Origin of the sequence: Spirillospora sp. NPDC029432 (assembly GCF_040703975.1) — a bacterium.
Lineage (GTDB): Bacteria > Actinomycetota > Actinomycetes > Streptosporangiales > Streptosporangiaceae > Spirillospora.
On the sequence record NZ_JBEZWH010000033.1, the window covers coordinates 36531 to 54987 of the forward strand.

An 18457-nucleotide genomic window follows, 5' to 3' on the forward strand; every position below is an offset into this window, starting at 1 on the left:
TCCCATGTCTCCGGAGTCCCCCTAGCTCCAGGCGGCCGGGTCCTCGGCCGCGTCGCCGGCGCGCACGCCGCCCTCGATGAGCCCGTACGGCCGGTCGGCCGCGAAATAGACCTCGTTCTCGTTGTCCAACCCGAACGGCTCCAGATCGACCAGGAAATGGTGCTTGTTGGGCATCGACAGCCGCACCTCGCAGATCCCGCCGTTCCCTTCGAGGACCCTCCGGCCCATCTCGTAAAGGGTCTGCTGGAGGGAGCGGCTGTGCGTTTCCGCGAACGCCTCCAGCAGGCATCGCCGCGCCTCCTGGAACGCCCCGGCGAAATCCGCGTCCGCCGTCCGGTGCCGCCAGTTCGCCGTCACGGCCGTCGCGAGAACCCGGTCGTCGGTGGGCTGCAGGGTCGTGTACTCGTCCTGGACGAAACCGCGGAACTCGCTCCCGGTCGTCTTCAGCACCACCAGATCCGCCAGCCCCGACACGACCGACTCCCGTCCGCCCGTGCCCTCGCTGCCGACCCGCGCCGTACGGACCTCGGTGCCGGACCGGGCGAACGAATGGCCGCCCCGGATCCGCTCCCAGCCGTACTCCTCGACCACCACGCTCGCCCGCGTGATCGACGGCCGGGCGTCCACGAAATGGCGGGCGAGCAGCAGCGCGAATTCCTCGATCTCCCCGATCCCGTGCTTCTTCGCGAACGCGAAGACGGTGTTCTTCTGCGAATCCGTCGGCAGCACCGCCGAATTGTCGCCGGACAGGTGCACCGCCTCCATGTGGCCGGAGAGCGCGATGCTGACGTTCAGGTCCCGCAGATGGTGCGTGTCCCCGTCCCTGGTGACCCGCACGACCCGCGTCTCCGCCTTGCCGTAGCGGTTGGGGCCCAGCACGACGTCCACCCGGTCTCATCCCCTCTCCGGCAGCCTGGCCAGCCGCAGCCGCACGATCTTCCCCAGCTCTTCCCGGACGATCGCCCGTTCCACCTCCGGGGCGTTCCCGAGTCGCCGCTCCAGGGCCGCGAGCATCTCCGCCGCGTCCAGCCCGGTCGCGCAGATCAGGAAGACGTGGCCGAAGCGCTCCTCGTACCGCCGGTTCCCCTCGGCAAGGGCGGCCTTCGCGGCCCCGTCAACGCCGGACTGCTCGCTCCGGGACCACGCGGCCTCCCGGCTCGCGCCCCGGGCACGCTCGCCGATGCGCGGATGGGCCGCCAGGGCCTCCTCCACGTCGGCCCACTCCAGCGCGTCCAGCTCGGCCTTCGCCGCCGCCCACAGCTCCTCGAAGCCGCCGTACGGCCGCCCGGCGGCGACGGCCGCGGCCCAGCGCCGCGACGCGCAGCAGCTCAGCAGCTCGGACTCGTCCGGCGTCACGTTCCCCACCTCCGCTCCCTGAAGTACACACACCGGCCCGGCGGCCGGTCGAGGGACAGGACGTCCGAACTACATGCCCGCCCGGCGGGTACTTTTCGTGCGTTGCTCCAAGGAGGTCCCGTGAAGCTGCGCGCACTGCTGTCGATGCCCGAGCTGCGGCTGCGGGCGGTCACCGGCGAGGAGGGCCTGGACCGGGAGATCCGCTGGGTCGTCACGACCGACCTCATCGACCCCGGCCGCTACCTGAGCGGGCGGGAGCTGGTCCTGACCGGGCTCGTCTGGTGGACCCGCCCGGAGGACTCCGAGACGTTCGTCCGGGCGCTGGCCGACGCCGGCGTCTCCGGCCTGGCCGCCTGGGACGTGGCGCGCGGCGCCATCCCCGACGACCTCGTCGCCGCCTGCGAGCGGCACCGGCTGCCGCTGTTCCGGGTGCCCGAGGACGTGGCGTTCGCGACGATCACCGAGCAGGTCGTGCGGCGGCTGTCGGTCGCCCGCGCCGCCGACCTGCGCGCCGTCCTCGACCGGCACCGCCGGCTGGTCGAGGGCCTCGGCCTGGACCCCGTCCTGGAACTGGTCGGCCGCGACCTGGGGCTGCGCTGCTGGGTGCTGACCCCGACCGGCCGCCTGATCGCCGGCCCGCCCCCGGACGCCGACCCGGCCGCGCTCGCCCGCGCCTACCTGGCCGCGCCCCGGCTGCCGTGCGTGCACGAGGGGTTCTCGATCCTGCCCGTCGCGGCCGAGACCACCTCGCGGGCCGCCGACTGGTTCATCGCGTGCGAGAGCGACATGACCGAATGGCCCGCCGAGCGCCGCGCCCTCACCGACGAGCTCGCCGCGATCGTCGCCCTGGAACGCGCCCGCCTGGACGACCGGCTCAGCGCCGGCGGCCGCCTCGCCCAGGAGCTGATCCGCCTCGTCGCCGCCGAAGGCACCGAGATCGCGTCCCATCTGAAGCTCGCGGGCGCCGACCCCGGCGCGGCGTACTGCGCCGTCGCCGCCACCGCCGGCGGCGGCCTGCGCCCGGGCGAGCTGCGCACCGTGCTCGCCGAGATCCTCCCCGGCCGCCCGCTGATCGGCGTCCTGGGCGAGGAGGCGATCGCCCTCGTCCCCGCCGCCGAGGACCCGGCCCCGGCGCTGCGCCGCTCCCTCGCGGACCTCGCCCCGGCGCTGGACTCCCTGGCCGCGGGCGTCAGCGGGCTGGTGGCCCCCGGCGAGCTGCGCGGCGCCGTGGAGGAGGCCCGCTACGCCCGCCGGCTGGCCGCCACCCGCACCGAGCCCGTCTGCGCCGTCGGCCACGACGAGCTGGGCACCCACATGCTGCTGCTGGCCGCCGTCCCCGACGACGTGCGGCACATGTTCAAGGAACGCCTGCTGGACCCGCTGCGCACGTACGACGAGATCCACCGGGCCGACCTGATCCGCACGCTGGAGTCGTTCCTCCAGCACTCCGGCTCCTGGACGCGCTGCGCGCACCACCTCCACCTGCACGTCAACTCCGTCCGCTACCGCATCCAGCGGATCGAGGAGCTGACCGGCCGCGACCTGTCGCGCCTGGAGGACCGCGTCGACTTCTTCCTCGCCCTCCGCCTCCGCCGGCCTCCCGAATCATGATGATCCAGGCGGGTACGTGGGGAAGATGTCGCGCAGACACGAGGACGAGACGGACGACCTGCTCACGGAGCCGCAGGGCGTCAACGCCGGCGGCCCGATCGACGCGCCCCTGAGCGAGGAGGCGAAGATCATCGCGCCGGACCCGGTGGAGGGGCCGCCCGACACGCCGTTCAAGCCGGGCTCGCACGACGACGAGATGGCCGGCCTCCCCGAGCAGAAACCCGGCTACCCGGGCCAGCAGCGCTCCATCGACACCGGCTGACCTAGGGGTTCAGCGCGCGGAGGGCGGCGGCCAGCAGCTCCGCGCGGGCACCGTCCGGCAGCACGCCCCCGTTGGCTGCCATGACGTCCTTCGTCCCCTCCTTGGCGACCGCGAAGGCCGCCAGGGCGCGCACCCTCCCGCCGGGGCCGGAACCGGCGAGGGCGGCGACGATCCGGTCGTCGCGCTCGCGGAGTTCCGCGCGCCCGGCCAGGACCGCCTGGACCGACGGGTCGTCACCGAAGATCGCCAGCAGCCCGCCCGCGCCCGCCACCATGTCGATCGCCGCGGCGAGCACCGCCTCCGGACCCGCGTCCCCGGCCAGGTCGGCGATGCCCGCGTGCGCCTTGAGCGCGTCCGCGAGGAGCGCGTCGAGGATCTTCTCCTTGGACGCGAAGTGGTAGTAGAGGGCGGCCTTGCTGCTCCCCAGCCGCTTCGCGATGTCGGCGATCGACGTCCCTGCGTACCCCTGGGCGCGGAACAGCTCCGCGGCGATGTCGAGGATGCGGGCACGGGTGCGGTCGGCGCTCATGGCGGCGACTCTACTTGACGAACGGTCGGTAAGCGACGCAGACTGGCGCTGCTTACCGACCGTTCAGTAGGAGGAGCACCTCATGGCACCGTCCGAAGCCGTACTGATCACCGGCTGCTCGACCGGCATCGGCCGGGCCACCGCACTGGCCCTGGCCCGCGCCGGCGTCCCGACCTGGGCGACCGCCCGCCGGATCGGGACGCTCGCCGGCCTCGCGGACGCGGGCTGCCGCACGCTGGAACTCGACGTGACCGACGAGGCGTCCCGCGAGCGGGCCGTCAAGGCGGTCGAGGAGGAGCACGGCGCCGTCGGGGCACTGGTCAACAACGCCGGCTACGCCCTGGGAGGCGCCGTCGAGGAACTGCCGCTGGACGGGCTGCGCCGCCAGTTCGAGACCAACGTGTTCGGCCTCGTCCGGATGTGCCAGCTGGTCCTCCCGGGCATGCGCGCCCAGGGCCACGGAACGATCGTCAACCTCGGCTCCGGCGCCGGCCTCGTCGCGCCGCCCGCCTCGGGCGCGTACGCGATGACGAAGTTCGCCCTGGAGGCCCTCTCCGACGCCCTCCGGATCGAGGTGTCGTCCTTCGGCGTGCGCGTGGTCCTGCTGGAACCGGGCGCCGTCCGGACGGAGTTCATGAACACCGGGCGGGACTCGCTCCAGCCCACCGGCGGCCCGTACGACGCGTTCCTCCGCAACGTCGGCGCGATGGCGGAACGCGCCGCCGGCGAGAACGCCCGCGGCGCGCTGCGGCCGGAGGACGTCGCCCGCACCATCGTCAAGGCGATCAACGCCCGCCGCCCGAGGACCCGCTACCGGCTGGGCCGCGAGGCCAGGATCACGCCCACCGTCCGCCGCCTCGTCCCCGACCGCGCCTGGGACCGCGTCCTGCTCCGCGTCACCCCGTTCGAGGACCGGGCCGGGCGGGCGAAGGCGTCCTGATCCGGCCAGTTCCGTCCCGCCGGAACCACCCGGCCCCCCTGATCGGCTACGGATCCTTGTGGGGTCGGCGATCACGAGCATCGGGGAGACGGCATGCGGCACGTCCGGGGCATGACGCTGGCGGTGGCCGGTGCCGCCGCCGCGGTGGCGGCCGGGGTCGCCACCAACCAGGTGCTCGACGGAGAGAAGCTGACCTGGAACTGGGCGTACCTGGCGTTCGGGTTCGCCCTGCTCGCCGCCCTGATCACGTCCTACGCGGCGGCCCCCGGGCAGGGCGGGCGCGGCCCGGCTCGGGTGCGGCGGCGGGCGTACCTCCGGCAGCTGCGCGCCTCGGTCCTCCACATGGAGACGGTCGGGATACGGACGCAGAGCGAGTACGCGCTGAAGATGCGCCAGGTGTACGTGGACGTGGCGCTCCGCCCCAAGGCCGCCCACGAGACCGCCGCCGACCCGGGAGTGGGCCGTACCCCGCCCGGTCCGGCCCCCGAACGGCGCTCGCTGCCGTCCTTCCTCGGCGACGGCGGCGTCTACGCGGTCCTCGGCAGCCCGGGGTCGGGGAAGACCACGCTGGCCCGCCACACCGCGCTCGGCCTGTGCGGCCGGTTCCGGCTCCGCCGGCGGCTGCCCGTCCTGCTGTACCTGCGCGACCACGCGGCGGACATCCTGGACGAGGACGCGGCGAAGGACCTCGCGGACGTCGCCGCCGCGGCCGGCTGGCTCCACGGGAAGGTCCCCGCCTCCTGGCTGCGGGGGCGGCTCGACCGCGGCCGGTGCGTCGTCCTCATGGACGGCCTGGACGAGGTCGCCGACGAGCGCGACCGCAAGCGGGTGGTGGCATGGGTCAGGCGGCAGGCCGAGCGCTACCCGTCCAACACGTACGTGGTGACGTCCCGCCCCCACGGCTACCTGACCAACCCGATCCCCAGCACCGACGTACTCCAGGTGCAGCGCTTCACCGGCGCGCAGATCTCGCTGTTCCTGCACCACTGGTACTACGCCGTCGAGTGCCGCGCCCAGGACCGTACCGGCAAGCAGGTCCGGGCGGCCGCCGACGGCAAGACCCGCGATCTCGTCCGCAGGCTGCGCGAGAAGCCCGCCCTGTACGAGCTCGCCGCCAACCCGCTGCTGCTCACCATGATCGCCAACGTGCACCGCTACAGGGGCGCGCTGCCCGGCAGCCGCGCGGACCTGTACGGCGAGATGTGCGACGCGCTCCTGCACCGCCGCCAGGAGGACCGGAACCTCACCGACGCCACCGGCCTGCGCGGCCCGCAGAAGGAACGCGTGATGCGGCACCTGGCCCTGCACATGATGCGCGAACGCCTCCGCGACATCCCGATCGCCGACGCGCGGCGCGCCGTGCGCCGCCCGCTCCGCCAGGTCGCCAGGGACACGGACCTCACGCCCGACCTCTTCCTCGAGGAGATCCGCAAGAGCGGCCTCCTGGTGGAGCGCGAGCAGGGCGTCTACGGCTTCGCCCACCTCACGCTCCAGGAGTACCTCGCCGCCGTCCAGATCCGGCAGCAGCCGTCCGCCAACGCCGGGCTGGTGACGGGCTCCGCGGACGACCCGTGGTGGCGGGAGACCATCCTGCTGTGGGCGGCCGAGGTCGACGCCACCGCCGTCATCGAGGCCTGCCTGGAGGCGGGCACGGTCAACGCCCTCACCCTCGCGTTCGACTGCGCCGAGGAGGCCCTGGAGGCCGATCCGGGCACGCTGGAACGGCTCGACCGCCTTCACGTCCCACCCGATGACGGGGACGGGGACGCCGAACTCGCCCGGACGCGGAAGCGGCTCATCGCCGCAGTGAGGGCTTCCCGCAACCTCCGCGAACCCGTCTGGCTGGACGACACCACGGCCGTGTGCGCGCAACCGGTCTCTCACCTGCTCTACGACTCCTTCATCGAGCAGGAGCGGACCCGCGGGCTGCGGACCCCGGCCTTGGGTCTCCGCCGCGGAGAACGGAAGAGCGGGGCGGCCACCGGGATGCAGGCGGCCGACGCCGTCCGATTCACGACCTGGCTCAACGGCCTCTTCGACGACGGCACCGTCTACCGGCTGCCCACGCCGGCCGAGGCCGCCGAGGCCGTGGAGAAGCTGCCCCACCTCTCCGACCACACCATCTGGACGCGGGAGAGGGGCACGCGTCTCCATCGCCCGCACGGAACCCCCTGGCCCTACAGCCCCACCGAGAAGCAGCTCACCGACTTCTTCACGGCGATCCACGAGAACACCGGCGCGCTGCTCAACCTGGTCGAAGACTGTTCACGGGACGGAGTCGTCGACCTCCATGAGTTCCTGGCCTACCTGCATCTGTACGCTACCGACCCGCCGCACGCACGGGCCTTCCCGCTGCTGGCGGCGCTCGGCCTCGCCCGAGTCTTCGATATCCGCGCCGGCGGCGCGGAGGACGGCTCGTCCCCGGAGCATCCGGAGGCGGTCGACGCGCTCCTCGACGCCACCGGCCCTCTCGCCGCCGTCCTCCACCGGGACCATCCCGGGCCGTCCACCGCGCATCTACTCGACATCCTGTACGGAACGCGCGGATCGCGGCACGGGATCACCGGCGCCCTTCTGGAGGACGCACGCTTCACCGCCCGCAGGGCGGCGCTCGCCATCGCCGCGGGAGACACGGCCCTCGTCGGCGTCGCCGCCCTGCCGGACTCTGCCGCCGCCCGGGGCCAGGTCCTGGACATGGTCACCGAACCGGATCGGGCCCGCCTCTACCACGAGACCCTCGTCCTCGCGCACGCGCTCGCCGGCGAGGGACTCGGCAGGCTCCCCAGGAAGATCGTCATGCATCGTTCTCCCGCGGAGCGCGTCGGGAGCATCGAGGACATCGCGCCGGGGCACACCGGCTTCCTCTGCGCGATCGATCTCGCCCACCGCTTCGGTACGGCGTACGGCGCCGACTGCACCAGGATCCTGCCCACCATGGCCCTCGCCACCGCGGCGTCGATCCACTCCTGGTCGGCGACCGTGGCCAGGCGCCGGGCGACCGGCAGGGCCTTCAGCCCCTTCAACCGCTTCGCCGCCGATCTCGTGGCCGAACACAGGGGCGGGATGGCGGCCGACCAACCGGTGGCCGCGTTGCGCGAGATACTCGCCTCCCTGTTCCTGATCCGTGATCGCAACCTGGACTCGCCGCTGGCGCGAACCCTGATCAAGCACGCGCAGAACCTCATCGAGCCGGTCTTCGACCGGACCGCCGAGGGGAGCCCGGCGGTCCTGTTCGCGGCCGCCTTCGCGCTCCTCGCCGCGATCGCGCAGGTCCGCGACGCCGGGCAGCGGCAGCTCGCGAGCGATCTGGCCCGCGTCATGGCGTCGCTGATCTCGTTGGCCGAGTCCCCGTCCGGCCCACCGAGGAACCAGGCGCTGCTGCTCGTCCGGGCCTGACCGGTCACGCGGCCGTCGTCACGTTGCGTGACTTTGTATTTTCCTTAGTGAACGCGACGTCCAATTAGTGGATCGATCCCATAGCGCGACCCCTGTGATCTGGCGCACCATCACTCGGCGACGTCGTCCTCCGGCCGGGACCCGGTGGGCGGCGCGCCCGTGAAGAGAGGTTGCCCATGAGACCAGGCAAGAGACGCGGGCCGATCCTCGCGGCGCTGGTGAGCGCGCTCCTGGTGGCGGTGTCGCTGAACGCGCCCGCCGCGCACTCCGCTCCCCCGCCGCCGCAGAACGACGCCTTCTACAAGCCCCCATCCCCCCTCCCGGCCGGCCGGCCGGGCGACGTCATCCGCCACCAGTCCGTCACCGCGCAGCTCGCTCCCGGCATCGCGATGAACGCGCACGCGTGGCGCATCATGTACCTGTCGACCGATGCCAAGGGGCAGCGGAACGCGGTCACGGGTACGGTGCTCGTTCCGAAGAAGGCCTACACCGGGCCCGGGCAGCGGCCGGTGGTCGGGTACGCGATCGGTACGCACGGGCTCGGCGACCAGTGCGCGCCGTCGTACGGGCTGACGATCGGGCTCGACTACGAGGGGCTGTTCATAAACAGCCACTTGGAGAAGGGCTGGGCCGTGGTCGTGACCGACTACGAGAAGCTCGGGACGCCCGGTACCCACACGTACATGGTGGGGCGCTCGCAGGGGCACGCCGTCCTGGACGCCCTGCGCGCGGCCACGCGGCTGCCCGAGGCCGGGCTGCCGGCGGGATCGCCCATGGGGTTGACGGGCTACTCGCAGGGCGGCGCGTCCAGCGCGTGGGCCGCGCAGCTGAAGGCGGGCTACGCTCCCGAGCTCACCGTCAAGGGCGCGGTGGCCGGCGGGGTGCCGGCGGACCTGACGGAGGTGGCGAAGCAGCTGGACGGGAGCCTGTTCTTCATCCTGCTGGGAGCCGCGGCCGTGGGCCTGGACTCGGCGTACCCGGAGCTGCCGTTCGACGAGCATCTGAACGCGGAGGGCAGGGCCCTGATGCAGGACGCGAGCGACGACTGCATCGGTGAGGCGTTCGCGACGGGCAAGGGCGCGTTCAAGAAGATGTCGGACTTCCTCGACGCCGACCTGATGAACACCCCGGCCTGGCAGGAGAAGCTGCGCGCCAACCGGCTCGGCGGCGGTGCCGCGCCGGCGGTGCCGGTCTTCCAGTTCCACGGCGTCAGCGACGAGATGGTGGCCGCGCCGCAGGCCAGGACGCTGCGCAAGGAGTGGTGCGCGGCGGGCGCCAACGTGAACTGGCGCGAGTACCCGACGCCGGAGCACGCGCTGACCATGGTCGCGGCCGCCGGTGACGCGCAGAACTGGCTCGCCGACCGGTTCGCCGGCAAGCCCGCGGCGGGCAACTGCTAAACCCTTTGCCGTCACCGGCGCGCTCGTGCGAGCGTGCCGGTGACGGCTCTGGTCTTCAGGAGGTCACATGGACACCAAGGTTCGCGCTTCCGCCTCGGCGACGGAGCGCGCGGCCGGCTGAGTCCCCGCCGCGGACCGCTCCCCGCGCCGAGGCCGTCCCGTACGGCACCGACAGAGGAGCGACATGCCTTCCGATCCATCCTTCGTGCCGCTGACCGGCGCGGAAGGACAACCGACACCTGTGGCGCGGCACGGCGACACCGTCGTGCGCCCCGCCACCCCGTACACCCCGGCCGTGCACGCGCTGCTGCGCCACCTGGAGAGCGCGGGCTTCTCCGGCGCCCCGCGCGTCGTCGCCGCCGATCCCGACACGGTCACCTTCATCGAGGGGACGACCCCGCATCCGCGCGCGTGGTCGGACGAGGGCGTCTGGAACGCCGGCCGAATGCTGCGCGAGCTGCACGACGCCGCGGCGGGCTTCCGGCCGCCGCCGGGCGCGGTGTGGCGGCCGTGGCCGTTCCACAGCGACGCGCCGGACGCGGTCTACAGCCACCGGGACGCCGGGCCGTGGCACATCGTGGCGCGCGACGGCCTGCCGGTGGGGTTCATCGACTGGACGGCCGCCGGGCCGACCGACGCGCTCGACGACGTCGCGGGCACCGCGTGGTGGAACGCGCAGCTGCACGACGACGACGTCGCCGAGCTGAACGGCCTGCCGGACGCCGCCGCGCGCGCCGGCCAGCTGCGGCTGTTCCTGGACGGCTACCGGCTGCCCGCGGCCGGCCGGGCCGGCGTGGTGGACCGCATGATCGAGTACGCGGTCCGCGACTGCGCGAACGTCGCCGTGGCGGCGGGCATCACCAAGGAGAGCCGCGACCCCGCCCCGCTGTGGGCGCTCGCCTGGCAGGCGCGCTCGGCCGCCTGGATGATCCGCCACCGCTCACTACTGGAGAACGCCGCCACGGCGTGATCCGTGCGAGCGTGTGAACGCGCGAACAGGAGAGCCCCCGGTTCCGAGGAACCGGGGGCTCTCATGGCCTACGGAACGAGCACGCCGGACAGGGTCCGTCATGCTCCGTAACGCCCGCGCCCGAGGGGCGGGCCGGGCGGCGGGCGGCGGGCCGGGTCGGCTCCCTCGTGCCGGCCTTCCCGTCCGGCGGCACGATCCGCCCGGGCGCCCGGCAGCGCGCCGTCGATGCCAGCGCGGCCTTCGCGCGGGGGCTCCGCACGGTCCGGCGACGGCCGGCCGTCCGCTTCCGGCACCGCCCGCGGCCGCTCACCGGCGAGCGGATCGGGGGCGGGGCGGTGGGCGTGGCCCTGGCACGCGGGAGGGCGCCGCAGCAGGGTGACCAGGCCCGCCACTCCGCCCATCAGCGCCCCGACCGCGCTGACGAACGGCCAGAGGCCGGGATAAACGATCATCGCCGTGACGACGGCCGCAGCGCACACCACCGAGACGGCTCCCAGAAAACGACGGGTTCGCTTTCTTGTGACCTTCAATTCTCTCCTCCGTCCTCCGGCCCCTGAAGGGGATACGACCAGTAGGCCATAGGGCATTGGAAAGCCGACCGATAACCGGATCAAGCGGAACTCACACGCTCCCGACGAGAGGCTCGGAAACAGGGCGGAACCCATGCGAACGTTCCACGGCGTTCCGTCTCGTTCCGCGTGCGCCGCGCCTTCCCGCATCGCTCGACAGGGAGGTGCGCCAAAGGAAAAAGTACGCCACATGGGCGGCGATCCCCAACCGCATGACAAGGGATAGCATGGCCGCCCAGATACCCCGGCCGATCGAAGAACGCCCCCTATCCACCTCAGCGATCAAGGAACGGGAATGCCCGATTCTCCTTCCGAGTCAGAGAACGACAGGGCGCTCGCAGCGCTGATCGAGAATATGAACGACCTTCATGTCAAGTGCCGGAAGCCGGCCCTGAGCAAGATCGAAAAGATCTCGCACCAACTGCGCGCCGCGAAGGGCAGGAGCTACATTCTCCTGCCAAAAGGGACGATGTCTCCCATTCTTCGCGGGGAACGTAAGAATGCGCCGAAGTGGGAGACGGTCCGCAGCTGGGTCCTCTGCTGCCACTGGTACCTGGCCTGCGAGAGGGAGGAGGAGTGGACCAAGGCCACGCGGCCCGTCCCGCCGCCCGACTTCGAGGCGCCCCTGAGCTCGTGGTGGGAGCTGTGGCGGCGGGCCAACCGGCCGGCCGGCGCCCGGGAGAGGCGGTCCGCCGTCCCCTCCTCGGTCCCTTCCACCGTGGTCGCGGAACCCGTCCGCACCGACCGGCCCCCGGAGGAGGAGGACCGCGGGAGCGGTGACGCCGCCATGCCGCCGGCGGGGGACGCGGGACGTCGGCAGGGATCGTCCGACTGGGCGCTGCTCGCCCGGCGGGCCGCTTTCCTGGACTTCTACGACGGCGAGCTCCCCCGGCTGATCCGGTTCGCGCTGCTCAACGGCGCCGATCTCCAGCAGGCGCGCATGCTGGCGGACGGGGCCCTGCTCGAGGCCTGGGGGCTCCGGCATGATCCGCAGCGCCACGAGAAGGCGGCCGACATCTCCCTCTGGCTCCGGTCCCGGATCCTGGAGACGGACCGGCGGCTCGCCGTGGACCGGCGCGCCCTGCCCGCGGCCCCCGGCCTCGGTGCGCGCACCCGGCGGATGCACGCCCTCATCACCGCGCTGCCGGAACGGGCGAGGGCGATCGCCGCGTTTCGCGTCGAAGGCGTCCCCGCGGAGGACATCGCGGAACGGCTCGGAACCGGCCCGCGCGCCGTCGCCGCCGAGTGGGACGGGATCCTGTCGTCGCTGGCCCGCGAACTCGAGACCGGCGACGAGCCGCTGGAAACCGTGATCGCCGCCTCCGGCGAGGAGCTGCTGGACTACGCGGGCACCGCCCCCGGCTCCACCACCGTGCTGCTGACCCTGATCGACGAGGACCAGGGCGACATCGCCGCCGACATGCTCCTGCGGCGCCAGCGTTCCCTCGACGACCGCGCCCGCGACACGACGGCCGTGATCACCATGCGCGGCCAGGTGCGCGGGATCCACAGTTCGCTCAAGTACGCGGAATCGTCCGTCGAGAGCTTCATCCGTACCGTCCGCAACGCGCTCAGGTACGACCTGGACCTGGAACGCAACTACGACATCGTCAACCTCCACGGCCGCGCCCTGAACCGCCGGATCGAGGCGGCCCGCAAACAGGCCGAAGGCCTGCTGCGGCAGGACGCGGCCCATCACCGCAAGCTCTCGCTCCTGCACGCCCTCGGGGAGCCGCTCACGATCGCCTGGCACCTGGACCCCGACCGCTCGCCCGTCCTGAAACTCGCCATCGACATCCGTCCCGTGCTCGAGAACCATCTCGAACTGGCCCGCAGGCTCCAGGGCGAGCTGGAGCGCGCGCTCTTCCTGGCGCGGAGCCTCCTCCAGCAGCTCGCCGAGATCCCCGTCAACGCGGTCGGCGCCGACCTGTCGGAGCTGCCCGACGTCGATCTCGAGGCCCTCGCGGGGGTCATCTGGTCCGACGACACGCTCTGGCCCGCCGGCGTCCGGGAACTCGTCGGCCGGCATTCGGACGCCCTCTGGCGCGCCGGGCTGCGCCAGGTCCAGGGCGGCATCCCGCCGGCCCGGCTCCCCACCTGGCTGATCGAGGCCATCGACCGGCCGCTGCCCCCCGTACGGACCGCGGACGGGGCCGGCCTCCGCACCCCCGAGGAACACCGCTCGCCGCGGCACGGGCCCGGTTCGCCCGGCTAGGGGAGGATCGCGTCGATGTAGCCGCCGTCCACGCGTAGCGCGCCGCCCGTCGTGGCGGAGGCGCGGTCGGAGGCGAGGTAGACGACCATGTTGGCGATCTCGTCCGGTTCGATCAGGCGGCGCAGGAGGGACTGGGGGCGGTGCTCGGCCATGAAGCGGCGCTGGGCCTCGTCCCAGGGCGGGTCTCCGTCCACCATCTCGGCGACGAAGTCCTCGACGCCCTCGGTGTGGGTGGGGCCGGCCATGACGGTGTTCACGGTGACGCCGGTGCCGGCGGCGGCCTTGGCGTAGCCGCGGGAGACGGCCAGCAGCGCGGTCTTGGACATGCCGTAGTGGACCATCTCCTCGGGCGTCACCACGGCCGAGTCGCTGGCGATGAACTGGACGCGCCCCCAGCCCCGCTCCATCATCCCGGGCATGTACCGGCGGGCGAGCCGTACCCCGGACAGCACGTTGATCTCGAAGTAGCGGCGCCACTCGGCGTCGTCGATCTCCAATACGGGCCGCGCCCCGAAGACGCCCAGGTTGTTGACCAGGATGTCGACGGCCGGGAAGCGCTCGGCGACGGTGTGCGCGCCGGCGGCGGTGGCGAGGTCGGCGGCCACGCCGGCCAGGTCGGCGCCGGGGACCTCGGCGCGCAGCTCCTCGACGGCCGCCGTCACGCCGGGCCCGGAACGGCCGTTGATCACGGTACGGGCGCCGGCCCGCGCCAGGCCGGCGGCGATGGCGCGGCCGATGCCCTGCGTGGACCCGCTGACGAGGGCCGTGCGGCCGGTGAGTTCGATCTCCATGCGGGCGTTCCTGCCCAGCGCGGCGGCGCTCTACCAGGCGGCCGCGCCGGTGAAGTCGGTCTCCTCGGGCTTGTAGCCGAGGGTGCGGCAGGCGGCGGTGATGTCGAGGGTGCGCTCCACGGCCAGGTGGCTGATGGCGTACCGGGTCAGCCGGGGCGGCTCCGGGCGGCGGGCCAGCAGGTACGCGCCCTCCACGGCGGCGGCGAGCGGCCGGACGGGCAGGGCCGGCAGGTAGACCGGCCGGGCCCGGACGCCCCGCTCGGCGAGGATGGCGCGGAGCGCGTCGCCGAGCCTGACGGGCTCGGCGTCGGTGACGTTGTAGACGCCGGTGCCGACCGGGCCGCAGGCGGCGAGCAGGCACGCCTGGGCGAGGTTGCCGACGGAGGTGAGGCTGACGCGCCGCCGCCCGCTCCCCACGGCGGGCAGGACCGGCCCGCGCACGGACGCCAGCACGCGCGGCAGCAGCGTCGTGTCGCCGGGGCCGTAGACGGCGTGCGGGCGCAGGACGATCGCCTCGCGCCGGTTCGGGCCGCGCCACGAGGAGCGGCCGTGGCCGCGCATGACCGCGAGGACGGCCCGTTCGGCGGCGGCCTTGGAGGCCCCGTAGGCGTTCAGGTGGCGGGCCGCGGGCGCGTCCTCCTCCCTGGCCATGACCGTCGGGCGGTACGGGTCGTACACGCTGGCGGTGCTCACGTGCACGAAGCGGGCGCGCGGGAAGGCGTCCAGGACGTTCTTGGTGCCGGTCAGGTTGGCGGCGAAGAGGGCGGCCGCCGGGCCCCAGTCGGTGACGCTGCCCGCGCAGTGGACGACGGCGCCGACCTCGGGCGCGTCCGGGAGCGGGCCGCGCGTGATGTCCCAGGAGCGGTACGGGGCGCCGCCGACATGGCCGGGCGGGATCTCGGCGCGCCGCCCGTACGCGTAGGTCTCGATCCCGTGGTCCCGCAGGGCGCGGCAGACCGCGCCCCCGACGAACCCCGACGCCCCCGTGACCGCGACCTTCACCGTGCCTCCCGTACATGTGCCCGCAACAGGTCCCGGTCGAGCTTGCGGCCTCGGCCCGATCGGGGCAACTCGGGCAGTACGACGATGCGGTCCGGGAGCGCGCCGTGGTCGATCACTCCGGGCAGGCGGGCGCGCAGGCGGTCCGGGTCGGCGTCGCCGGTGATCGCCAGGACGACCTCCTCGTCCCCGGTGCCGGGGTCGGGGACGCCGACGATGGCGGCCTCGGTGACGCCGTCGAGGGCGGCGATGGCCGGCTCGTACAGGCCCGGGTAGAGGTTGAACTTGCCTCTGATCAGCATGTCCTTCTTGCGGCCGAGGAGGACGAGCCGGCCGGCGGCGTCGTGCCGGGCCAGGTCGCCGGTGGGCAGTTCCGTGAGGGGCGGGTCGCCGAGGTAGCCGCGGCAGAGGTTGGGTCCGGACAGCAGCAGCTCGCCGTCCGCGGCGATGGAGGTCCCCGCTAGGGGCGCGCCCACGAAGTCGCCCTCGCCCGCGTGGTCGAGCTTCTCCTGGGCGGACGCGATGGCGACGGGCAGGATCTCGGTCATCGCGTAGACGGACAGGACCTCGGCGGACGGGGCCGAGGCCAGGGCGCGGCGCAGGATCGCGGCCGGGGCGGGCGCCGCGCCCAGCAGGACGTACCGGAGCGCGTCCGGCAGCCGCGGGCGCGCGTCCAGGATCTCGGCCAGGTGGACGGGCACGCAGAACGTGTGCGTCGCGCCCCGCTCCTCCAGCAGGCGCGCGAAGTCGCCCGGCGAGCAGAAAAGCGGCGGCATCGACCAGCGCGCGCCCGAGATCAGCGTCGGCAGGCCCAGCATGAGCTGGTCGGTGTGGACGACGTCGCCCGGCCCCAGCGGGAGGCGTTCGCGGAACAGGTCCAGGGCCGCCGACAGCGAGCCCTGCGTGTGGACGACGGCGCGCGGGTTCTCGGTGGTGCCGGACGTGAAGATGACGGCGGCGGGCGCGTCCGCGTCCCCGTCGTCGCGCGGCTCGGGGGCCGTGCCGCGCGCGAGCCGCGCGAAAGGCAGGGCTCCGCGCGGCACGCCGGGAAGCCACCGTCCCACGTGGATGTGGTGCGGGATGCCCAGGTCGGCGAGGTCGGGCAGCAGCAGCCCGCGGCGCCGCGCGTACGCCCGGACGGGTCCCAGGCGGCTCGCCGCGTACAGCAGCGACTCGGCCGCCGACCAGCGCGGGCTCGCCAGGCGGAGCCGGGCCGTGAACATCTCCGGCCCGGCCCCAGGGTCGGCGAAGACGACCACTCCGCCGGCCGCGACCACGCCCAGCGCCAGCACGAGCGATTCGGGCGAGGGCCGTACGGAGAACAGCACCCCGTCCCCCGGCTCCATCCCGGCGGCCAGCAGCCCGTGCCGTACGGCGAGCACCTGGCGGCGCAGTTCGCCGTACGTCAGCTCCCGCCCGTCCCCGGCAACGAGCGCGACGGCGGCGGGTGTCTCGGCGGCCTGGTCCAGCAGGCGCCGTACGAGCGTCATACGGCCCTCACTTCCAGGCGCGCGTACGTCGGGATCAGCACGCGGCGCGCCGCCCGCCGGTGGGTGATCTTCAGTGGCGCGGCGGCGAGGACGGTACGGGCGACCGCGCGGGTCTCGGCCATCGCGAGGGGGTAGCCGATGCAGAAGTGCGGGCCCGCGCCGAACCACAGCCGCCGCAGCTCCGGCGGGTGCGGCCGGTCCGGGTCGAACGGGCCGTACGCGCGGCAGCAGTTGTGCGTCGCGATCAGGACCCGGTCGCCGGGCCGGACCGCGACGTCCCCGATGGTGGCGGCCGCGTGCACGCCGCGCAGCATCACCGGCGTCGGCGTCGCGACCCGCATGGCCTCGTCGATCGCCCGGTCGAGGTCGATGCCGGGGTCCAGGCGGCCGGGGTCCAGGCGGCCGGTGTCGTGCAGCAGCGCGACCAGGCGCGGGACGAGCGTGGCGACGGTCTCGGTGCCGGTGAGGAAGAACGCCCCGGCGGCGCCGCGCGCCTCGGCCTCCGACAGGCCGAGCCGCCGCATCCGGCCCATGACGGTGCCCTCGTCGCCGGCCGCGTACGCCTTGGCGGCGATGTCGCCCAGCGGGTCCAGGACGGCGCGGGCCCGCGCCACCTGCGCGGGCGAGAGCCGGCGGGTGCGCAGCGAGATCATCGAGACGACCCGCTCGCCCTGCTCGAACAGCCGGCGGCTCTCGTCCTCGGATCGGGCCTCCAGCCCGATGACCTCGCTCATCACGGCGCCCGCCATGACGCGCATGGTGTCGACCAGGTCCACGACGGCGCCGCGGGCGAGGCGGCCGGCGAGGCGTTCCAGCGGCCCGGCCAGCACGCGCGCGCACAGCGCGTCGGCGTACGAGGGGGTGAAGAGGTCGGTGAGGCGGCGGCGGAGCGCGCGGTGCGCCTCGCCCTCCATGTTGAGCAGCACGGACGGGCCGAGCACGGGCGTCCAGAGGTCGCCGGGCGAGCCGGGGCCGTCCTTGCGGAACGCGGCGCCGTCCATCAGGACGTCGCGGGCGAGCGCGGCGTCGTTCACGACCACCCCGACGCCCGGTACCCGGACGACGGGGCCGCGTCGGGCCAGGCCGCGCAGCAGCGGGTACGCGAACGGGTGCGCGGACAGGTAGAGCCGCCGCTCCCAGCCGGTCACCGGACGTCCCCGATGCGGATGTCGACGACCTCCGGTTTGTAGCGGTGGTCGGCGTACCAGCCGAGGGTGCCGACCAGGCCGTACGCGCGCAGCCGCCGCACCGAGCCGTACACGGTCACGTCGCCGCGCAGGCCGTACGCGGTGGTCAGCCGGCGCACGGCGTTGACCAGGGCGCGGTCCTCGTGCACGTCCTCGATGCGGGTGCGCGGGAAGCCGCCCGCGCGCTCGTAGAGCGCGGCGGTGATCGCGACGTTGCAGCCGGGCATCATCATGTACGGGCCGAGCGCGAGCGGGTCCTGGTTGCCCGGCCGGAACCGGCCGAACATGGCGGCGACGCCGATCACGGCGGGGAGCAGCCGCCGCTCCCACAGCTTCAGGTCGAACTCGTCGGTCCGGGGCCGCAGCGGCCCGCTGACCATCTCCAGCCCCTCGGCGAACGCGCGCCGCACCGCCGCGATCCAGTCCGGGGCGGGCAGGCAGTCGGCGTCGGTGCGGGCGATGTGCGTGGCCCCGGCGGAGATCGCGTGCCGGATCCCGGTGTCGGCGGCGGCGCCGGTGCCCTTCTCCGGCTCGGCGATGAGCCGCACCTCGGGCGCGGGGTTCGCGGCGGCGAACTCCCGGACGACCTCGGCGGTGCGGTCCGTGCTGCCGTTGTCGACGACGACCAGGGTGAAGCCGGTGTCGGTCTGCTCCGCGAGCCGGCGCAGCGTGGCGCCGATCGAGCGCTCCTCGTCGTACGCGGGGATCACGACCCAGAGGTCCCGCGCGGTCATGGCCACCG

The 18457-nt window shown here is 73.8% G+C and carries 16 protein-coding genes; 7 read left to right on the forward strand and 9 right to left on the reverse strand.

Going from position 1 to position 18457, the window contains the following annotated elements; translation table 11 throughout:
* Positions 1 to 21 precede the first annotated feature (21 nt).
* Together pucL and uraD are read right to left on the reverse strand one after the other, a co-directional pair.
* The gene (pucL, locus tag AB0881_RS24500; protein WP_366620226.1) at positions 22 to 888 is read right to left on the reverse strand and encodes a factor-independent urate hydroxylase; all 867 of its coding nucleotides are present in this window, start codon (positions 886 to 888) and stop codon (positions 22 to 24) included.
* A gap of 6 nt (positions 889 to 894) precedes the next feature.
* On the reverse strand, positions 895 to 1365 hold the full coding sequence (gene uraD / locus AB0881_RS24505; RefSeq protein ID WP_366620228.1) for a 2-oxo-4-hydroxy-4-carboxy-5-ureidoimidazoline decarboxylase: 471 nt from the start codon (positions 1363 to 1365) through the stop codon (positions 895 to 897).
* Positions 1366 to 1476: 111 nt separating this feature from the next.
* On the opposite strand from uraD, the gene AB0881_RS24510 reads away from it, so the two are divergent.
* Positions 1477 to 2967, forward strand: a complete 1491-nt coding sequence (locus AB0881_RS24510) for a PucR family transcriptional regulator ligand-binding domain-containing protein (RefSeq protein ID WP_366620230.1) — start codon at positions 1477 to 1479, stop codon at positions 2965 to 2967.
* 25 nt (positions 2968 to 2992) lie between these two features.
* A complete protein-coding gene (locus tag AB0881_RS24515) occupies positions 2993 to 3229 on the forward strand; it encodes a hypothetical protein (RefSeq protein WP_366620232.1) in 237 nt (78 codons plus the stop codon).
* 1 nt (position 3230) lies between these two features.
* Here AB0881_RS24515 and AB0881_RS24520 read toward each other — a convergent pair whose 3' ends face one another.
* Positions 3231 to 3758, reverse strand: coding sequence for a helix-turn-helix domain-containing protein (locus AB0881_RS24520; protein WP_366620233.1), 528 nt, complete (start codon positions 3756 to 3758; stop codon positions 3231 to 3233).
* 82 nt (positions 3759 to 3840) lie between these two features.
* Between AB0881_RS24520 and AB0881_RS24525 the strand changes: the two genes are divergently transcribed.
* The 4 genes from AB0881_RS24525 to AB0881_RS24540 all read left to right on the forward strand — a co-directional run bounded on the left by AB0881_RS24525 (position 3841) and on the right by AB0881_RS24540 (position 10464).
* Positions 3841 to 4698: an SDR family NAD(P)-dependent oxidoreductase gene (locus AB0881_RS24525; RefSeq protein WP_366620235.1), complete on the forward strand. Its 858-nt coding sequence runs from the start codon at positions 3841 to 3843 to the stop codon at positions 4696 to 4698.
* A gap of 93 nt (positions 4699 to 4791) precedes the next feature.
* Positions 4792 to 8094, forward strand: a complete 3303-nt coding sequence (locus tag AB0881_RS24530) for an NACHT domain-containing protein (RefSeq protein ID WP_366620237.1) — start codon at positions 4792 to 4794, stop codon at positions 8092 to 8094.
* A 176-nt stretch (positions 8095 to 8270) separates the two neighbouring features.
* The gene (locus AB0881_RS24535; protein WP_366620239.1) at positions 8271 to 9494 is read left to right on the forward strand and encodes a lipase family protein; all 1224 of its coding nucleotides are present in this window, start codon (positions 8271 to 8273) and stop codon (positions 9492 to 9494) included.
* 184 nt (positions 9495 to 9678) lie between these two features.
* Complete coding sequence (locus tag AB0881_RS24540; protein WP_366620241.1) at positions 9679 to 10464, forward strand: aminoglycoside phosphotransferase family protein; 786 nt, start codon at positions 9679 to 9681, stop codon at positions 10462 to 10464.
* A gap of 98 nt (positions 10465 to 10562) precedes the next feature.
* Here AB0881_RS24540 and AB0881_RS24545 read toward each other — a convergent pair whose 3' ends face one another.
* Complete coding sequence (locus tag AB0881_RS24545) at positions 10563 to 10946, reverse strand: hypothetical protein (protein WP_366620243.1); 384 nt, start codon at positions 10944 to 10946, stop codon at positions 10563 to 10565.
* A 556-nt stretch (positions 10947 to 11502) separates the two neighbouring features.
* Between AB0881_RS24545 and AB0881_RS24550 the strand changes: the two genes are divergently transcribed.
* Positions 11503 to 13248, forward strand: a complete 1746-nt coding sequence (locus AB0881_RS24550; protein WP_366620245.1) for a hypothetical protein — start codon at positions 11503 to 11505, stop codon at positions 13246 to 13248.
* On the opposite strand, the gene AB0881_RS24555 is transcribed toward AB0881_RS24550, so the two are convergent.
* From AB0881_RS24555 to AB0881_RS24575, 5 genes are read right to left on the reverse strand one after another with little or no spacing between them, the layout of a single operon-like run.
* Positions 13245 to 14039: an SDR family oxidoreductase gene (locus AB0881_RS24555; protein WP_366620247.1), complete on the reverse strand. Its 795-nt coding sequence runs from the start codon at positions 14037 to 14039 to the stop codon at positions 13245 to 13247. The two genes, AB0881_RS24550 and AB0881_RS24555, sit on opposite strands and share 4 nt — an antisense overlap.
* A gap of 30 nt (positions 14040 to 14069) precedes the next feature.
* The gene (locus AB0881_RS24560; protein WP_366620248.1) at positions 14070 to 15041 is read right to left on the reverse strand and encodes an NAD-dependent epimerase/dehydratase family protein; all 972 of its coding nucleotides are present in this window, start codon (positions 15039 to 15041) and stop codon (positions 14070 to 14072) included.
* Entirely contained in the window at positions 15038 to 16528 is a 1491-nt protein-coding gene (locus AB0881_RS24565) for a class I adenylate-forming enzyme family protein (protein WP_366620250.1), read from the reverse strand. Before AB0881_RS24565 ends, AB0881_RS24560 begins: the two co-directional genes overlap by 4 nt.
* Positions 16525 to 17676, reverse strand: a complete 1152-nt coding sequence (locus AB0881_RS24570; RefSeq protein ID WP_366620252.1) for a cytochrome P450 — start codon at positions 17674 to 17676, stop codon at positions 16525 to 16527. Before AB0881_RS24570 ends, AB0881_RS24565 begins: the two co-directional genes overlap by 4 nt.
* The gene (locus AB0881_RS24575; protein ID WP_366620253.1) at positions 17673 to 18449 is read right to left on the reverse strand and encodes a glycosyltransferase family A protein; all 777 of its coding nucleotides are present in this window, start codon (positions 18447 to 18449) and stop codon (positions 17673 to 17675) included. Before AB0881_RS24575 ends, AB0881_RS24570 begins: the two co-directional genes overlap by 4 nt.
* Between the last annotated feature and the right edge of the window lie 8 nt (positions 18450 to 18457).

What these genes read in the sequence shown, in the direction of transcription:
- AB0881_RS24565 (WP_366620250.1), bottom strand. Translation starts at nt 16,528, where the DNA reads ATGACGCTCGTACGGCGCCTGCTGGACCAGGCCGCCGAGACACCCGCC.
- AB0881_RS24530 (WP_366620237.1), top strand. Translation starts at nt 4,792, where the DNA reads ATGCGGCACGTCCGGGGCATGACGCTGGCGGTGGCCGGTGCCGCCGCC.
- AB0881_RS24525 (WP_366620235.1), top strand. Translation starts at nt 3,841, where the DNA reads ATGGCACCGTCCGAAGCCGTACTGATCACCGGCTGCTCGACCGGCATC.
- AB0881_RS24555 (WP_366620247.1), bottom strand. Translation starts at nt 14,039, where the DNA reads ATGGAGATCGAACTCACCGGCCGCACGGCCCTCGTCAGCGGGTCCACG.
- AB0881_RS24550 (WP_366620245.1), top strand. Translation starts at nt 11,503, where the DNA reads ATGTCTCCCATTCTTCGCGGGGAACGTAAGAATGCGCCGAAGTGGGAG.
- AB0881_RS24535 (WP_366620239.1), top strand. Translation starts at nt 8,271, where the DNA reads ATGAGACCAGGCAAGAGACGCGGGCCGATCCTCGCGGCGCTGGTGAGC.
- AB0881_RS24515 (WP_366620232.1), top strand. Translation starts at nt 2,993, where the DNA reads ATGTCGCGCAGACACGAGGACGAGACGGACGACCTGCTCACGGAGCCG.
- AB0881_RS24540 (WP_366620241.1), top strand. Translation starts at nt 9,679, where the DNA reads ATGCCTTCCGATCCATCCTTCGTGCCGCTGACCGGCGCGGAAGGACAA.
- AB0881_RS24520 (WP_366620233.1), bottom strand. Translation starts at nt 3,758, where the DNA reads ATGAGCGCCGACCGCACCCGTGCCCGCATCCTCGACATCGCCGCGGAG.
- AB0881_RS24575 (WP_366620253.1), bottom strand. Translation starts at nt 18,449, where the DNA reads ATGACCGCGCGGGACCTCTGGGTCGTGATCCCCGCGTACGACGAGGAG.